Source organism: Flintibacter porci (assembly GCF_041925195.1).
Lineage (GTDB): Bacteria > Bacillota > Clostridia > Oscillospirales > Oscillospiraceae > Lawsonibacter > Lawsonibacter porci.
This window is the reverse complement of sequence record NZ_JBHEVB010000004.1, coordinates 86,436-104,146: the sequence shown is the minus strand read 5'-3', so window position 1 is coordinate 104,146 and position 17,711 is coordinate 86,436. Positions and strand designations below refer to the sequence as shown.

Here is a 17,711-nt window from a genome sequence, read left to right as displayed (position 1 = left end):
TTGTGCTATACTAAAACAACCATTGCAGCGCAGTTCGGAGAAAAAACGGGCGAATGCTGCAGACAGTGTGCTAGAGTTGCGGATAAAAGCGGCTCTGGGTTTGATTGGTGACGCGCTGGCGGTGACAGGACGAAAGGCGCGTACAAAAAGAAAACAGGACGTAAGAGGCGAAAGAATCTCTCACCTCCCGCGGCGAAGCAGGGCCGGGGCAGAGGGACCTTCCGTCTGTTTTCCGTGCGCGGGCACGGTCTTTCGCCATGCGTCCAGAGATACAAAAAGTATTAAAGTTCACTTATATTACAGTAAAGGAGTTATTATGGCTGAAAAACTGAAAATTATTTCTCTGGGCGGTCTCAATGAGATCGGTAAGAACCTGACTGTTTACGAGTATGGCAACGACATTATTGTCGTAGATTGCGGTATGGGCTTCCCGGACGATGACATGTACGGTATCGACGTGGTCATTCCAGATGTCAGCTACCTTATTAAAAATCAGAGCAAGATCCGGGGTATTTTTATCACCCATGGACACGAGGACCACATCGGTGCTCTGCCCTATGTCCTGCGCTCGGTGAATGCCCCCATCTATGCCACCCGTATGAGCGCGGGCCTTATTAAATTAAAGCTGGAGGAGCACCGTCTGCTCTCCAAGACCAAGCTCATTACCTGCGAGGCGGGCAACGTCATCCAGGCGGGCAAATTCTCCGTGGAGTTCATCCACGTCAACCACTCCATTGCCGATGCAGTGGCCTTTGCTATCCGCTGCCCTCTGGGTGTCTGCGTGCATACCGGCGACTTCAAGATCGATGCTACCCCCATCCAGGGCGGCATGATCGACCTGGCCCGACTAGGCCAGCTGGGCAACGAGGGAGTGCTGGCGCTGTTGGCCGACTCCACCAATGTGGAGCGTCCCGGCTTTACCCGTACCGAGCGCAGTGTAGGCGCCTCCTTTGACGCCCTGTTCCGTGGCTGTGAGGAGCGCATTATCGTCACCACCTTTGCCTCCAACGTGGACCGCATCCAGCAGATCATCGATGTAGCCTCCCGCTATGGCCGGAAGGTAGCGGTCACTGGCCGTTCTATGGAGAATATTATGAAGGTCTCCACGGAACTGGGCTATATGAATATTCCCGACGGAGTCCTGATGGATCTCAACCACATTAAATCTCTGCCGAAGAACAAGGTATGTATCATTACCACCGGCAGCCAGGGCGAGACCATGTCGGCTCTGAGCCGTATGGCTTTCTCCACCCACCGCCAGGTAGATATCCAGCCCGGCGACCGGATCATTATCTCTGCCTCTGCCATTCCGGGCAATGAGAACTCCATTGGCAACGTCATTAACGAGCTCTACCGCAAGGGCGCGGAGGTCCTCAATGAGCGGGAGCGCGCCCTGCACGTCTCCGGCCACGCCTGCCAGGAGGAGCTGAAGATCATCCACGCTCTGGTCAAGCCCAAGTACTTTATTCCCGTCCACGGCGAGCAGCGTATGCTGCAGATCCACGCCAAGCTGGCCTGTGAAGTGGGCATGGATCCCCGCAACGTGATCATCAGCGACATTGGCCGGGTTATTGAGTTTACTGCCAAGGGCTGCAAGCTGGCTGGTACCGTCACCGCGGGCAAGGTGTTCGTGGATGGTTCCGGCGTAGGCGATGTGGGCAGCGTGGTTCTGCGTGACCGCCGTCATCTGGCCGAGGACGGTATGGTAGTGGTAGTGGCCGCCATGTCCGGGGAGGACGGCGCTCTGGTATCCGGTCCGGATATCATCACCCGTGGCTTTGTATATGTAAAGGAGTCCGAGGGACTGATGGAGGAGCTGCGCCAGGTGGCGTTGGACTCCATTCTCAGCGTAGATATCCGCTACGCCACCGACTGGTCGGCCATCAAGCAGACCATCAAGGGCGACCTGTCCAACTACCTTTATAAAAAGACAAAGCGTTCTCCCATGATCCTGCCTGTGATCATGGAAGTCTAACCTACTTTTTTCGAGAAAAAAGTAGGCAAAAAAGCTTCCTGCGAAACTTCGTTTCGCCTCGGAAAGCCCTCCTGCAAGGAGTTCCTCCGCCCGAAAGCGGAGGAATAAAATGAAATTCCGTCATTTCCGGCGACATGTGCGTCGGAAATGACACATCTCATGAAAGGTGGGCCGACTTTTCCGTAAGGAATCGAGGCTCACCTTTCATGTATCCCCTCTCGAAAAAGTGGCGCAGCCATTTTTTCGAAAAAAAGCCCCTGGGTGTACGCGTACGAGCAACACCCAGGGGCTTTTTGCCATATTTGAAGGGGTATGTCCACCAAAACTTCTACCAATTTGGGCCGATTTTACCCCTCCGCAAAAAAAGCAGGTATAAAACCGGAAAAGCTGGGCACTGTGCCCAAAAGGAAAAATCCTCCAAGAACATTTTCGGGGAAAAAGCCCATGGAAATCCTCAAAAGGCCGTATTGTAACAATTCTGACGCAATGTTACGGTTGTGTTACACTTGATCAAAACCCGTTGACGAACCGGGTTCGATGGAGTATGATACGTGTACAGGCAAGGGGAGTTATGCTTTGCAAATTCGGTTAAAAAGTCGCATTTTTGACCGAGATTTGCTAAAAAACGCCTCTTCCTGAATAAAAAAGGAGGAATTCCAATGAGAAACCTGAAGCGTGCTCTCAGCCTGCTCCTGTCCTCTACCATGGTTCTTGGTATGCTGGTCATGGGTTCCAGCGCTGCGAGCTATCAGGACGTCAAGACTTCCCACAATACGGAAGCCATTGAGGTCCTGCAGGCCGTCGGCATCATGACCGGCGACCAGAACGGCAAGTTCAACCCCGATGCCAAGGTCACTCGTAACGAGATGGCCGTCATCATGTGCAACCTGCTGGACTACACCGTAGCCAGCTACAAGGGCACTGCTCCCTTTACCGATGTGCCCGCTTGGGCTGAGCCCTATGTGGCCGCCTGCTATACCAACGGTATCACTGCCGGTATCAGCGCCACTCAGTATGGCGGTAATCAGACCGTTACCACTGGTGAGGCTGCTCTGATGCTGCTGAAGGCCCTGGGCTACTTCCAGTATAGCGGCGACTTCGGCCAGGATTGGCTGGTCGAGACCACCAAGACCGGCAGCACCGCTGGCCTGTTTGGTGGCGTGAAAAACGGCGCCCGCGAGGCTCTGACCCGCAACGATGTGGCTCAGATGGTGCTCAACACTCTGAAGGCCGATGTTGTGGTTGCTGAGAAGAACGGCAGCGACATTACCGTGGGTAATATTGTCATCTCCGGCGGTAAGGCTACCTACACCGCCCGCGTCAGCACCGACTCCGACTACAAGGCCATCAGCGATGCCAAGGTGGACGGCAAGTACACCGTTCAGCTGGGTGAGGAGCTGTATGACGGCAAGCTGGTGAAGGCTGACAGCGCTGAGGACGATTTCGGCCGTCCCTCCGTCAAGTGGACCTACAAGAGCCAGGAAGTTGGCGTTTACTCTGACAAGGCCGAGGCCGTTTACACCGCTTCTGTTGAGAAGCAGGATCTGTATGATCTGATCGGCAGCGAGGTCTACAATGACCTGAAGAACGACAAGGCTGACTTCTCCGTCTATGTGGACGGTGATCTGCAGAAGGACGCCAAGCTGAGCGACTACATTGTCAAGAACAGCAGCACCGATATCAAGAACGCTCAGAAGGGTGCTACCACTGAGGTCTTCGTGGATGACGACAACAATGTTGTGATCACTGTCATCAACACCTATGTGGCCCAGGTCGACGGCGACTATGACAAGGACGACAAGGAGCTGGATCTGAAACCTCTGGATGGTACTAAGCTTCCTGCCGTGAAGAACATGACCCTGTCTGCGGATGATTTTGACTATCTGGATGCCTACTCTGATGAGGACTATGTCCTGGTCACTGTGGCTGGCGACGAGATCCAGACCATTCAGTCTGCTGAGGTTATCAACGGCACTGTGAACTCTTACACCGAGAAGAAGAGCGTCACTGTGGATGGCACCAAGTATGAGTACAGCATGAACTACACTGATGCTCAGAATGCGAAGGTCACCTATGACCTGGGCGACAAGTATATTGTGGTTCTGGACACCAACGGCTATGTTCTGTTCACCGACGGCGCTGAGGCCTCTAACAATTATGTCTATGTGGCTGATGTTCAGACTACCGGCGGCGTGAAGAAGGATAAGGAAGCCGATGCCTACTTCATGGATGGCACCAACAAGGTCATTGTGATTGATAACGATGAAAAGTTCAATAATGGAGACAAGGGTTGGTTCACCTACGACGAGAAGAACAACGGCAAGTTTGAGCTGAATAAGGTTGACAAGAAGAATGTCACTGAGGATAAGACTGGTGTTACTAAGGGTAATGTAATTACCAAGAACGGTAGCAGCTACGTTTACTACTCTGATTCTAAGAAGTTCTCTGCCAACACCGCTACCACCTTCGTAGTGAACGATGATGGAAAGATCACCGTTTACAACGGCATCAAGAACGTGCCCGACATCACCGTGAATGGCAAGGATAAAGCTGTTGTAACGGCTGTTATGGACGGCAAGTATGCTGAGGTTGTTTACATCTCCTGCGACAATCTGTCCATCTCCGGCGACAGCGGCGACCGCGTCTACATCCTGAGTGAGGACTACGACGCCAGCGTTGATAAGGATGATAACAAGTACTATGAGTACGACGCCATTGTCAACGGCAAGATCGGTACCATCAAGGCTACCACCAAGGACCTGAAGGTTGGCCTGTACATGAACGTCTCCTATGATGAGGACGGCTACATGAACGACCAGAAGAAGGTCAACAACGCCAAGGACGATGACTTCAAGGCCTATACCCTGAACGACGGCAAGATTGCCTACTCTGACGGTGTGCTGTCTCTGGGCAAGAATGATCTGGTTCTGGCCGACGACTACACCATCTTCCTGAACGACGACGGCACCGGCAAGACCAGCTCTGCCAGCAAGCTGGCCCGCGACTATGAGAAGGGCTACACTGGTGTCATCTATGTCTTTGAGAACGACAAGGATGAGGCTGTTGAGGTCTATGTTATGGCCAAGGCCGAGACTGAGAAGCCTGAGACTCCTGATTCCGATTACAACATGACCAGCAAGACTCTGAGTGCAACTGAGGACAAGACCAACTTTGTGGTTACCTTTGCTACTGTAGATGCGCTGACTGCTAATGATCAGATTCAGGTGACTATCACCAAGAAGAATGCTTCTGAGGGCGATGCTCTGGTTAGAACCAGTGCTATGATTAGTGCCCAGGCAGCAAAGACCCAGAATGTGGACACTCAGATTGCTATTCCCGGTGCTGGCAACTATGTAGCCGAGATTACCGTGTACAGCGCTTCTGGTGAAGTTCTGGCTACTGGTACTACTGCTACCACTTATATTGCTAAGTAACAATTATAGTTGGATAGCTTAAAAGAAAGGAGAAGCAACGCTTCTCCTTTCTTTTTTATTATTATTTCCATGCCAAATAATAAAATTCTGTTTCACTTGCGTTGGAAAAAATAGTATCACTGCGGTCATAGTAGACCCTGAATCCCTGTTCCTCTATGCTTAAAACGGTTTTTTGACTGTACTTTCCCTGCACTGTTACGGGTTTTTCCGGCAGAGCCAGACCGCCGTAATAATAATCAGTGTAAGGGTCGGCAGAATACCCTCTGGACACAAATACCAAAACCGCCTTGGGGGTAAAGCCCAACGAGATCAGCCGGCTCTCCTTGTTGTTGCCGGTATAGCTGCCGATCACCAGTTGGGGCATCCCCTCCAGCTGCTCCAGCCGCTGGCCCAACTGCTGCATGGCCGATTGCTCGGCCTTCTTTTCCTCCAGATTGGACAGGGCTGCATCTACTTTCGTATTATCCTGATTAAATTCCTCCCTCAATACCTGGTCTGTGGCCTCCCACTGGCACAGTCCGTAGTTTTCTGTGTAATTGCTCGCCATAAAGGTTCCTCCTTAAAAAGTAGCGTTCACCTATAGCGGGAATCCGTCTGCAAGTGCATAATATTATACAAATACTGGTAATTGCGCCCTGTCATACCCATTGTTGAGTGCAAATAAATGACAACAGGCCCCGGTCAATGACCGGGGCCTGTTGCCTGTGTGTGTTGTAAAGGAGAGGGAGAAATGGGAGATATTATTATGATTACTTGGTACGCTCATAGAATAACCGATAATTAAGGCAAAACCATGACGGGGATGTGAACTTTCTGTAAACACTCCGGAGAGATTACAATCTTTTTTTGCGCAAAAGTTCTCATAGAAGGGAAAGTGCGGCCATCTTAAAACAAAATTAATATTTTCTTAACGGCTTGTCCATATTTCGGACGAAGAAGAAAAAGCTGTCGGAGCGTGCTTGACGCACTCCCTGCATGCGTGCGATAATATAATAATATTTTACATTGACGGGCCTGGGCCCGCCCTGAATAGGGGGAACCTTTTTTGATTCAGTATTTGATTCGGCGTTGGTTGGACGGCCGGGACCCTAAGTCGCCTGAGGTGCGTCAGATGTGCGGTACCCGGGCCGGCGGAGTGGGTATCGTGCTCAATACCCTGTTGTGTCTGGGCAAGCTGCTGGCCGGTGTGATCACTGGCTCCATTGCAATCGTGGGTGACGCATTAAATAACCTGTCTGATGCTGCCTCGTCTGTGATTACCCTTATAGGGTTCCGTTTGGCCGGACAGGAGGCGGATGAGGAGCATCCCTTTGGTCATGGCCGCATGGAGTATCTGGCCGGCCTGGTGGTATCTATGGCGATTCTGCTCATGGGATTTGAGCTGGGAAAATCCTCGGTGGAGAAGCTGCTCCATCCGGAAGAACTGGACTTCTCCTGGCTGGCTGTGGTCATTCTGGCTGTGTCTGTGGCAGTCAAGGTATGGATGTACTTTTTTAACCGTACGCTATCTCAGAAGATCGGCTCAGAGACGATGGCAGCCACCGCAGCCGACTCTCTCTCCGATTCAGCGGCCACCAGTGTGGTTTTGCTGGCTACATTAGTCGGACATTTCTTCCATTGGAAGATCGACGGCTTTGCCGGGTTGCTTGTGGCCCTGTTCATTTTGAAAACCGGCTGGGAGGCTGCAAAAGATACACTGGATCCTCTTCTGGGCCGGCCGATGGACCCGGAGCTGGCGGCAGATATCGACCAGCTGGTCCTCTCCCACGAGAATATCCTGGGCATTCACGACTTGGTCTATCATGACTATGGACCCGGACGGGCTATGATGTCTTTTCATGCCGAGGTTCCTGCCGATGCGGATCTGCTGGAGATGCACGATCTCATTGACCACATCGAACGGGAGTTGAAGGAGAAACACCACATTGAGACCGTCATCCATATGGACCCGGTGGTCAACGACGGGCGCACCGCAGCTCTGCGGGAGCAGGTAGCCTATCTGGCTCAGCAGCTGGATCCCTGTCTCACCATTCACGACCTGCGTATTACTGCCGGTCCCCACCATACCAATGTGCTGTTTGACGTGATGGTACCCTATGGTTTCCGCCTTACCGATCATCAGGTGGTCTCACAGCTGCGGAAGGACGTGGAGGCGCTGTCTCCCAAGTATTCTGCCGTTATTCAGGTGGATCATTCCTATGTAGAGCGCCGGGAAAAGTAATTTACAAAATATTCACCTCACTTGGGGGATTTTCCACTATAATATGACTAAACTGAGAATCCACATAGAAACGGAGGAAGTTATCTATGGCGCAGAAGGTTTTGATCGTAGAGGATGACAGCAACATTGCTGAGCTGCTCCATCTGTATCTGGAAAAGGAAGGTTTTGAGACCAAGGTAGCCAAAGACGGAGGCAAGGGCGTAGAGTATTTCCGTTCCTTCCAGCCTGCTTTGGTTCTGCTTGATATTATGCTGCCGGTGATGGATGGCTGGACCGTGTTGAAGAAGATCCGGGAGGAGAGTGCCACACCGGTCATTATGCTTACAGCGAAAGGTGAGACAGAGGATAAAGTCACCGGGCTGGAGAGCGGGGCAGACGACTATATTGTAAAGCCCTTTGAGATGAAAGAGGTTCTGGCCCGCATCCACGCGGTGATGCGCCGCACCGGCCAGGAGGAGGAACAGGAGAACAAGAAGCTCAGCTTTGATAAGCTGGTGATCAACCTGGATTCCTACGAGCTGCTGGTGGATGGCAAGCGGGTGGATACGCCGCCGAAGGAGTTGGAGCTTTTGTACCACCTGGCCTCTGCGCCCAACCGGGTATTTACCCGCAACCAGCTGCTGGATGAGGTGTGGGGCTTTGACTACTTTGGTGACAGCCGTACGGTAGATGTGCACATCAAGCGTCTGAGAGAGAAGCTGGAGGGCGTGAGCGATCAGTGGCGGCTGAAAACCGTATGGGGCGTGGGCTACAAATTTGAAGTGGCTCCCGCCGGTACAAACAGCTGATTTGAAGGGGGTGATCCCTTGAAAAGCTTATATAAGCGACAGCTCATCATGATGGTAGGGATCGTGGCCCTGTCTTTTACCTTGCTGTCTACCGCATTTATGCTGCTGTCCTATCGGTATATTATTTCAGAGACCCGGGATCGCCTGGAGCGGAATGCGGGGTATATTGCCTCGTTTACCTCGGAGTATTTTACCTCGGACTACTATTTAAAAACCCAGGGAACCATTTTGGAGGAGGCTGGAGAAGATTTTTACCGGGCCAATGTGGAGACACTGACCGCCATGTCGGACTCCTCCATTATCGTGGCTGATTCAAACGGGGAAATTATCTATGCCTCTGAGAGCGAGCTGTACACGAAGAAGATCCCGCAGAATGTTGTGGATCAGATCCAGGAGCGGGGCAGCTATACCGGGATTACCACGCTGAATGGTCTGTACTCCAGCGGACGTTATTTTGCCGGCCTGCCCATCAATGTAAAGATCGGCGATTTGGAGATCAGCCAAGGTTTGGTGCTGGTTTCTGGAGATACCAGCGGACTGTCCGAAATGTGGCGTGCCACAGCGACGATCTTCTTCTTTGCCGCCGTAGTAGTGCTTCTAATCGCTGTGATCGCCAGCTCCATTACTTCTGCCCATCAGACCCGGCCTCTTACCGAGATGGCCGAGGCGGCACGGAAATTTGGACGCGGGGAATTTGATGTACGAGTCAATAACTATAAAGACCGATGTGATGAGATCGGAGAGCTGGCCGACGCCTTTAACTCCATGGCGAACTCACTGGCTAAAGTGGAAAATCAGCGCGCTGACTTTATCGCCAATGTGTCCCATGAGCTGAAGACCCCCATGACTACCATTTCCGGCTTTGCGGAAGGTATCCTGGACGGTACCATTCCTCCGGAAAAGGAGCAGGACGCGCTGAAAATCGTGGTCTCTGAGACCCGTCGGCTCAGCCGTCTGGTCCGGAGGATGCTGGATCTCTCCCGTCTCAACGCTCTGGCGGAGAACAGTATTACCGCACAGGAGCAGTTTGATCTGGTGGAAGTAGTCTCTCAGGTTATTATCAGCCTGGAGGGAAAGATCACAGACCGAAATCTGGATATGGATGTTCAGATGCCGGAGGACAAGCTGATGGTGTGGGGTGACCCGGACTCGGTCACTCAGGTCTGCTACAACTTGATAGATAATGCGGCCAAATTTGCCGCCGCTGGGACCAGCATTACACTTCGCATCACAAAGAAGGATGGCAAAGCATATACTTCCATCAGCAATCTGGGTGCTACCATTCCCCAGGATGAGCTGCCCCTTCTGTTTGAACGTTTTCATAAGGCGGACTACTCCCGCAGTATGGATCGGGATGGCGTGGGTCTGGGCCTGTATATCGTCAAGACCATTTTGGGCAACCTAAAAGAAAATATTACCGTCACCAGCGAAGATGGTCTGACCACCTTTACCTTTACGCTCACGCTGGCCTGACGAAAGACTGGAGTTATCCTATGACGCAGCAACCGCAAGATCTCTGGCAGGGCGGCCCCTGGGAGCAGCCCTCTCCGCACTATCCAACTCCACCGGCCGTGGTGATTCCGCCTCGCGCTCCCGATATTTTGCGGCCCAAGCGCCGCCGCCCCAGGCGGGCACTGCTGATTTTCCTTTTGGTGTTTGTCCTGCTGCTGGGATTGGCGGTAGGTATGCTTGTAGTGCGCTACCTCTTGCCGCAGACGGGTGGAGGAAACGATCCCCAGATTTCTCAAACTTCCCAGTCGGAGGATCCCTTTGGTAAGCTGGAGCGGGCTCAAACAGGGACAGGCGTAACTGTGCCGATCAGCCAAGCCTCGGGTCCGGCTCTGACCGCCACAGAGATCTATGAAAAAAATGTAAATTCCATTGTTTCCATTGAAGGCGAAGGAGAAGAAAGTTATGGGTCAGGTACCGGGGTGGTCATGACTCAGGACGGCTATATTATTACCAACGCCCATGTCGTGGCGGATATGCGCCGAGTACGAGTGATTTTCTCCGATGACTCTATCTTACCTGCCAGACTGGTGGGTGCTGACGCGGAGGAGGATATCGCAGTTCTCAAAGTGGAGGCAGAGGGACTGACTCCGGCAGAGTTCGGCGATTCCGATCAGCTGCGCTGCGGAGATATGGTGGTTGCCATTGGTGACCCCTTGGGGTACCGGACCTCCATTACCCAAGGGATCGTATCCGCCCTAAACCGGACTGTAGAGGTGGATGGGATCCTGATGGACCTCATTCAAACCAGTGCCCCCATCAATTTTGGCAATTCCGGCGGCGCACTCATCAATGACCACGGTCAGGTGGTAGGGATCACCACCATCAAGATTGTTTCGGATGATGGTACCGTGGAAGGGCTGGGCTTTGCGATTCCTATGGCCCGGGTTAAGCTGGTGGCTGATCGCCTGATTGCCGGTCGTCCGGCGGCTATGCTGGGCATCACAGTGCTCACACAGCCAGAAGAATCTGGCGGACTGAGAGTCTATGAGGTTGTGCAAGATAGTAACGCCTGGCAGGCCGGCGTTCGCGAGGATGATATCCTGCTGAGCGTGAACGGTGTCAGTGTGGATAGCCTCGATCGCTTAAAGCATATTGTAGCCAGTCTGGTTGTGGGAAATGAAGCCACCGTGCGTATTTTACGGGATGGTCAAGAACTGGAGTTTTCCTTTGTTATTCAGAGCCGGGAAGCTCTGGGGTAACACCTTCGTCTACCACAGGTCTACCAAATGTCTACCACAAAACCTCCGGAAACCGTTGTCTCTCAACGGTTTCCGGAGGTTTCTTTTTTTAGGTAGAAAGATTTGTCTACCAAATGTCTACCAAACAAACTTTTTTATTCTATTTTTGCCATTAAATAAGATTTTAATCTTGAATATGCAACTATTTTTAACGTGTAAGGGTCGTTATGCTTTGCGATTTTGGCTAAAAAGTTATCTTTTTGGCCAATATTCAGGCAAAAACAAGCCTTCCTGAATAAAAAAGGAGGAATTCCAATGAGAAACCTGAAGCGTGCTCTCAGCCTGCTCCTGTCCTCTACCATGGTTCTTGGTATGCTGGTCATGGGCTCCAGCGCTGCGAGCTATGCCGACGTGACTTCCAAGCAGCACGAGGAAGCCATTGAGGTCCTGAAGACCGTCGGCATCATGACCGGCGATGAGAACGGCAAGTTCAATCCCGAGGCCAAGGTCACCCGTAACGAGATGGCCGTTGTCATGTCCAACCTGATGGCCTACAACGTCAAGACCTATGCCAACACCAGCCCCTTCACCGACGTGCCCGAGTGGGCTGAGCCCTATGTGGCCGCCTGCTACACCAACGGCATCACCAGCGGCTATGACAAGGTGACCTACGGCGGCAACGATTCCGTCACCACCGGCCAGGCCGCCCTGATGGTCATGAAGGCTCTGGGCTACTTCCAGTATCAGTCCGACTTCGGCGCTGACTGGCAGCTGTCCACCGTCGCCCAGGGCAACAAGATCGACCTGTTCGACGATGTTGACTCCGGCGTCAAGGAGGCCATGACCCGCAATGACGTGGCTCAGCTGGTGCTGAACGCTCTGGAGGCTGGCACCGTTGAGGCCGAGAAGAACGGCCAGGACATCAATGTGGGCGACATCTCCATCACCAGCGGCGTCACCTATAAGTATGTCACCAGCGGCAAGGACTATGCCAAGGCCATCAACGACAACCAGTCCACCTCCGCCAACAGCATCAATGGCGTCACCGCCCCCATCGTGGAGCTGGGCGAGAAGCTGTATCAGGGCGACCTGACCAAGGCCAGCGAGGAGGACGATTTCGGCCGTCCCGCCACCAAGTGGGAGTACCAGGCCAAGGAGATCGGCACCTTCGCCGACAAGGCTGACCATGTCTTCACCGCCAGCGTCACCAGCAAGGAGCTGTACGATGCGGTGGGCAAGACTGCCACTGGCGCGAAGTACGACTGGTCCGTCGCGGTGAACGGTGACTACGTCGATTATGACGGCGCCGACCTGTACGCCAACCGCAACGACAATGACGCTGACTTCTACAACAAGGCTACCGGCGAGGATGACGTGACCGGCAACGGCGTCATCACCGAGGTCTTCGTGGACGGCACCGCCGGCGAGGAGAGCGTCCACATCGCCGTCATCAACCAGTACGCCGCTGAGGTGCTGAAGGTTGACAAGGACGACAAGACCATCACCCTGTCCGACCTGGACAACGGCCCCGCCAAGACCAGCGATACCTTCGATACCGCTGACTTCGAGGAGGACGACATCGTCGTCTACACCTATGCTGAGGGCGAGATCCAGTCCGTCTATGCCGCTGAGAAGCTGGAGGGCGAGGTTACCCGCGTCCGCTCCAACACCACCGTGGGCGTCACCGGCAACGGCGACAACTTCGTCGTGGACGGCACCACCTACAAGTACAACATGACCGTTTCCGGCGCTGAGCGCCTGACCTCCGACGCCGTTTCCAACGACGTGGTGGCCTATCTGGATGCCCAGGGCTATGTGGTCTACATTGACGAGTCCGCTGTCTCCTATGACTATGCCTACGTCCTGACCATGGGCACCGACGGCGACAAGTTCGATAACAGCCAGAACAACAACAAGAGCGAGACCGTGTATGCCCGCCTGGTCCTCACCGACGGCACCATCGTCAAGGTTGAGACCGACGCCAAGAAGAGCGAGATCGCCAATCTGCGCAACCAGCTGGTCGCCTACTCCGTGGACAAGAACGACGTCTACACCCTGAACGTGAAGGGCGTGGCGAAGGCTGACGTGGCCGATGCCGTTTCTGATGTGAAGATCGAGAACGGCAAGGCCGGCTTCAAGGCTTATAAGGCTGGCAACAGCTACTCCGCCAATAGCAACACCGTGTTCATCGTGGTGGACTCTGATGACAAGTACGACGATTACGATGTGACCGTCTACACCGGCATCAAGAACGTCCCCGACATCGACGCCATCGCCAACAAGACCGTCTCCGCCGTCGCTCTGGACAACAAGGGCGCTGTGGCCAAGGTGGTCTACATTGAGGACGGCGACGTCTCCGGCACCGAGCAGGTGATCTACGCCATCGCCAATACGAACGCCAAGATCCAGAAGGACAAGGAGAACGGCGAGTACTATGAGATCACCGCTGTGGTCAACGGCGAGATCAAGACTCTGAACGTCAAGGCTGGCAGCAACTCCGCCGTGAACGCTCTGGTCAAGAACGTCGATACCACCAATGCTGCCAAGATCAGCGGCACGAAGTATGTGGTCGCTCTGAAGAGCATCACCGAGAACGCTGACGGCTTTATCACCAGCGCCAAGGTCTATGCAAAGCTGGATGCCGACAATGATGGCGTGCTGGACACCAGCAACAAGCTGTATGTCACCGGCACCATGAAGGCCGAGAACGGCACCGTGGGTCTGGCCAACAAGTACTATGCTTACAGCGACGACGTGATCGTGGCCCGCTGGGACCTGGACGACCAGGACGTGGAGCTGAGCCGCATCAACTCCGTGAAGAACGACTCCAACGACGTGGCCGTTGCCGTCATGGACGGCAACACCGTCATCGGCCTGTTCATCATTGAGGTCAAGGGCGGCGAAGGCGAGAACAACACTCCTGTTGTGGACACCGAGGTCAATGTTGACGGCCGCTATGAGGCTATCTACAAGGACGCCGGCATCACCACCACCGTGAAGGGCGACAAGATCACCTTCAACGTGAACCGCAAGGCTCTGAAGGAGTTCATCAACAACCCCGCCAACAAGACCGATGTGGCCGAGATGATCGGCGGTGAGCATGGCCGTGAGAACAATCTGTGGGTCGGCGCCAGCTTCAAGGCTCCTGAGGGCGCTACGACCGCTGAGTTCAAGGGCGATGTGACCGGTACCGATAACGTGGAGAGCGGCTATGTCTACCTCTGGTCTGCCGTGGCCGATGGCAGCAAGGACGCTGGCTGGACTGTAAAGACCCAGGATGCCAGCCGCACCTTTACCATCACCTGGAAGAACACTCAGGGTAAGGAGATCTCCAAGGATACCTTCACTGTGGCCGTTGACATCCAGTAATCAAAAAACATTGAAAATTTGAGTCGATCAGGTTTTCAAAAGAGGACGCCCCAGACAGCTGTCTGGGGCGTCCCCGTTTATCCTCTCATTTCTAATGTGACCTATCGTTCAGCCAATTGCAAAATAAATGTAAAGGACACCGCTCTCATTCATCTGGACCGATGCGCTCTCTCCGTACCAGCTGACCCGTTTGTCCGTCCAGGTAAGGAGATTTGCAGTGTCCACCAGTATGTCGTGGGCGTTGTAGCAGTCGGCCGCAGCTGCTCCACGGATCAGCGTCAGGCATTTGGTCCGGCCAGCGGAGTCAGTCTGCTGGCGCACCAGGACCAGTTGAGGCTCCCGCCCCAGTGCATGGGTAAGATCCAGTGTGCATGGCTTGCTGTCTCCGTACGTTCCCGTCCCGGTGTAGGTCCCCACCGCGATCTTGGGCATCGCCGCCCGGACGGCCTCCAGCGCCGCCGTGGTGGCTTTCTTTTCCACCTCCGCGGCCAGCGCGTCCAGGGCCGCCTGACCGGCCTTTTCCGCCAGCCCGCCCGAGAGCGCGTCCAGCGCGGCGTCAAGCTTGGCGTTGTCCTCGTTGAAATCGGTGCGTTTTACCTGGTCGTCCGCCTGCCATTGACATAATTGATAGTTCGTCGTGTGGTTGCTTGCCATAAAAACACCTCCACCTACCTGGGGCAGAGGTCAAAAGTGGTACATTATCATACATTTTATGGTAATCAAGCCCCGCCATGCCTGTTTCCATGTGCGGGGTTACTGTTTTCTTCCAGGAAACTTGTTTGGTAGCACAAATCTCTCCCCTAGAAAGAATTGTGCAAATGCAATAAAAATATTGAAAAGCATATGGAAAGTTTATGGTCAATATGATATAATATCCACAACAAATAGAAAGAAGGTCCTAGCTTTATAACTGGTTATGGTTCAAAAAGGAGGGGCGTAGGATGGGTGGATCCTGGTTCGCGCACGGAGCAGATGAAGTTCGAGAGTTGTCGTTCTTGTTTTGCGGCCGCCAGAATTGTCAACCTGGAGAGGCGGTTGGCCCCGCAGTGCGGGAGCACTATGTGATGCACTATTGCTTGTCGGGACGGGGAGTATACCGGGCCCAGGGAGTAAAGTATGAGATCGGTCCGGGAGATGGATTTTTGATTCTGCCCGGTGAGCTCAGCTCCTATCAGGCAGATTCCCAGCAGCCCTGGAACCATATTTGGGTAGGCTTTACCGGAAGCCGGGCGGCGGACTATCTCAAGTGCTGCGGCTTGGGAAAGGAGCGGCGTACCTTCCAGTGCGCCCAGTCCCAACAACTGGAGGACTGTGTGCAGGCCATGCTGGGCTTTGATACTGCCGGAGCGGGCAACGAATTGCTGCTGTTGGGAGAGCTGTATGTATTTTTGGGTTGGATTGCCCAGTCGGCGCAGAGTTCCGTCCGGCGCAGTCGGGAGACAGCGTCGGAGTATGTGGAGCTGGCCATGGAGTATATCCGCAACCATTTCCAGGAGGACCTCACGGTGGCTAAGCTGGCCCGGTATGTGGGGCTTAACCGCAGCTATCTGACCACAGTATTCCAAAACACCATTAACATGTCGCCCCAGCAGTATCTGATGCGGTTCCGCATGGAATGGGCAGCCAACATGCTGAGTGAAAACAAACTGACGGTAGGTGAGATCGCACGCTCCTGCGGCTATCCCGATCCTCTTACCTTCTCCAAGGCGTTTAAGCGCACTTTGGGAGTCACCCCCACCCAGTATCGCCGGGAGCATGAAGAACAGCCCTAGAACGGCTTATTGTGCGGGGACAGGTTTTCATTGTCATTTTCCGGAAGAGTCGCTATAATATGAAATATACCCTGCATGAAGGGCCGGCCTCCGCCGGTCCCCCCGCGAGGGAACAGTCCAGACAGGAGGCGCGCCATATGAGCAACTATGTTATTTCCATCAGCCGTGAATTTGGAAGCGGCGGAAGATTGATCGGGAAGAGGTTGGCCGCCCGGCTGGGAATCCCGTGTTATGACCGTACTTTGATCCAGAAGACCTCGGAGAAGAGCGGCCTTTCCCCGGAATTCATTGCTCGGGCAGAGGAACGGGCAAGAAGCCGCTTCCATCTTACCTTTACGCCCATTGGTATCGGAATTCCCACCTACACCCAGCAGGGAGTGCCGGTAAGCCTCCAGGCCTTTTTTGCCCAGGCCGAAGTGATTCGGGAGCTGGCCGACCAGGGACCATGTGTCATTGTGGGCCGCTGCAGCGACTATGTGCTGGGAGAGCGTCCGGAGTGCCTGAAAGTGTTTGTCCATGCACCCCTGGAGGACCGGGTGGTGCGGTGTGTGGAGGAATACCACATCCCTACCAGCAACATGTCCGAACGGATTCGGGATATGGACCGGGGCCGGTCGAACTACTATAACTACTACACCGGTCACACCTGGGGCGAGATGCGCCGGTATGACCTGACCATCAACTCCAGCGTGACCGGCATTGAGGGAGCGGTGGATCTGATCGCCGCACTGGTTCGTCTGCGTACCGCCCAGGCGGAGATGGCCGAGTGAGTTTTCAGAACTACCAAGGAGAAAAGCATATCCCAAAGGTCCAGATTTCCGGCCAAGCGGGCGGACTGGAACGCTATATCCGCGCGGTAGAGCGAGTAGGAGCGATTCCGGTGCCTGGGATTTGTCCCATACCTGATCCCAGCTGCGATGCTTTGGTGCTGTGCGGCGGAGGCGATATGGACCCGGTCCTGTTTGGACAGGAGAACCGGGGGTCTAATCCACCGGACCGGGAGCGGGACCGGGCGGAGCTGGCTCTGGCGGAGGCTTTCCTTACCTGGGAACGCCCAGTGCTGGGAATTTGCCGGGGGATGCAGGTGCTCAACGTGTTTCTGGGAGGCACGCTGATCCAGGATCTGCAGCCCGCTTGGCGGGTGTGCCACCAGGGAGAGGAAGATGTCTACCACCCGATCCATTGTCAGCCGGGAAGCCTGCTGGAGAGGCTTCTGGGGCCTTGTCCCGTGGTCAACAGTGCCCACCATCAGGCGGTGGACCGTCTGGGACATGACCTGACAGCCACCGCTTGGGCGCCGGAGGGATTTACAGAAGGGCTCGAACATGGCAGCCTGCCTATGCTGGGGGTGCAGTTTCATCCGGAGCGTCTGTATGGTCCGGGGCGGGGCGAGGGAAGCGCCCTGTTTCAATGGCTCATTTCTTGTATTGAAGCATAAAAATGGAGGAAACCATTTGGTTTC

Annotated in this window: 12 protein-coding genes; 10 read left to right on the top strand and 2 right to left on the bottom strand. The window is 54.2% G+C overall.

Annotated features, from left to right (window positions below; translation table 11 throughout):
- Positions 1-316: 316 nt before the first annotated feature.
- Together ACEVJL_RS05495 and ACEVJL_RS05490 are read left to right on the top strand one after the other, a co-directional pair.
- The gene (locus tag ACEVJL_RS05495; protein ID WP_008981973.1) at positions 317-1,975 is read left to right on the top strand and encodes a ribonuclease J; all 1,659 of its coding nucleotides are present in this window, start codon (positions 317-319) and stop codon (positions 1,973-1,975) included.
- A gap of 659 nt (positions 1,976-2,634) precedes the next feature.
- A complete protein-coding gene (locus ACEVJL_RS05490) occupies positions 2,635-5,409 on the top strand; it encodes an S-layer homology domain-containing protein (protein ID WP_374737137.1) in 2,775 nt (924 codons plus the stop codon).
- 61 nt (positions 5,410-5,470) lie between these two features.
- On the opposite strand, the gene ACEVJL_RS05485 is transcribed toward ACEVJL_RS05490, so the two are convergent.
- On the bottom strand, positions 5,471-5,956 hold the full coding sequence (locus ACEVJL_RS05485) for a hypothetical protein (RefSeq protein ID WP_374737136.1): 486 nt from the start codon (positions 5,954-5,956) through the stop codon (positions 5,471-5,473).
- Between the two features lie 498 nt (positions 5,957-6,454).
- Here ACEVJL_RS05485 and ACEVJL_RS05480 point away from each other — a divergent pair, with 498 nt between their 5' ends.
- The 5 genes from ACEVJL_RS05480 to ACEVJL_RS05460 all read left to right on the top strand — a co-directional run bounded on the left by ACEVJL_RS05480 (position 6,455) and on the right by ACEVJL_RS05460 (position 14,477).
- Complete coding sequence (locus ACEVJL_RS05480) at positions 6,455-7,630, top strand: cation diffusion facilitator family transporter (protein WP_374737135.1); 1,176 nt, start codon at positions 6,455-6,457, stop codon at positions 7,628-7,630.
- Positions 7,631-7,716: 86 nt separating this feature from the next.
- Positions 7,717-8,418, top strand: a complete 702-nt coding sequence (locus tag ACEVJL_RS05475) for a response regulator transcription factor (protein ID WP_235397401.1) — start codon at positions 7,717-7,719, stop codon at positions 8,416-8,418.
- An 18-nt stretch (positions 8,419-8,436) separates the two neighbouring features.
- The gene (locus ACEVJL_RS05470; protein ID WP_020989379.1) at positions 8,437-9,891 is read left to right on the top strand and encodes a sensor histidine kinase; all 1,455 of its coding nucleotides are present in this window, start codon (positions 8,437-8,439) and stop codon (positions 9,889-9,891) included.
- A 20-nt stretch (positions 9,892-9,911) separates the two neighbouring features.
- Positions 9,912-11,129 (top strand): S1C family serine protease, encoded by a 1,218-nt coding sequence (locus ACEVJL_RS05465; protein WP_374737134.1) that lies wholly within the window; start codon positions 9,912-9,914, stop codon positions 11,127-11,129.
- A 294-nt stretch (positions 11,130-11,423) separates the two neighbouring features.
- Complete coding sequence (locus ACEVJL_RS05460; RefSeq protein WP_374737133.1) at positions 11,424-14,477, top strand: S-layer homology domain-containing protein; 3,054 nt, start codon at positions 11,424-11,426, stop codon at positions 14,475-14,477.
- A gap of 108 nt (positions 14,478-14,585) precedes the next feature.
- Here ACEVJL_RS05460 and ACEVJL_RS05455 read toward each other — a convergent pair whose 3' ends face one another.
- Positions 14,586-15,131, bottom strand: coding sequence for a hypothetical protein (locus ACEVJL_RS05455; protein ID WP_374737132.1), 546 nt, complete (start codon positions 15,129-15,131; stop codon positions 14,586-14,588).
- 287 nt (positions 15,132-15,418) lie between these two features.
- Between ACEVJL_RS05455 and ACEVJL_RS05450 the strand changes: the two genes are divergently transcribed.
- From ACEVJL_RS05450 to ACEVJL_RS05440, 3 genes are all read left to right on the top strand, one after another.
- Complete coding sequence (locus tag ACEVJL_RS05450) at positions 15,419-16,249, top strand: AraC family transcriptional regulator (protein WP_374737131.1); 831 nt, start codon at positions 15,419-15,421, stop codon at positions 16,247-16,249.
- A gap of 137 nt (positions 16,250-16,386) precedes the next feature.
- Positions 16,387-17,019, top strand: coding sequence for a cytidylate kinase-like family protein (locus ACEVJL_RS05445; protein WP_008981969.1), 633 nt, complete (start codon positions 16,387-16,389; stop codon positions 17,017-17,019).
- Positions 17,016-17,687: a gamma-glutamyl-gamma-aminobutyrate hydrolase family protein gene (locus ACEVJL_RS05440; protein WP_374737130.1), complete on the top strand. Its 672-nt coding sequence runs from the start codon at positions 17,016-17,018 to the stop codon at positions 17,685-17,687. Before ACEVJL_RS05445 ends, ACEVJL_RS05440 begins: the two co-directional genes overlap by 4 nt.
- Positions 17,688-17,711 lie beyond the last annotated feature (24 nt).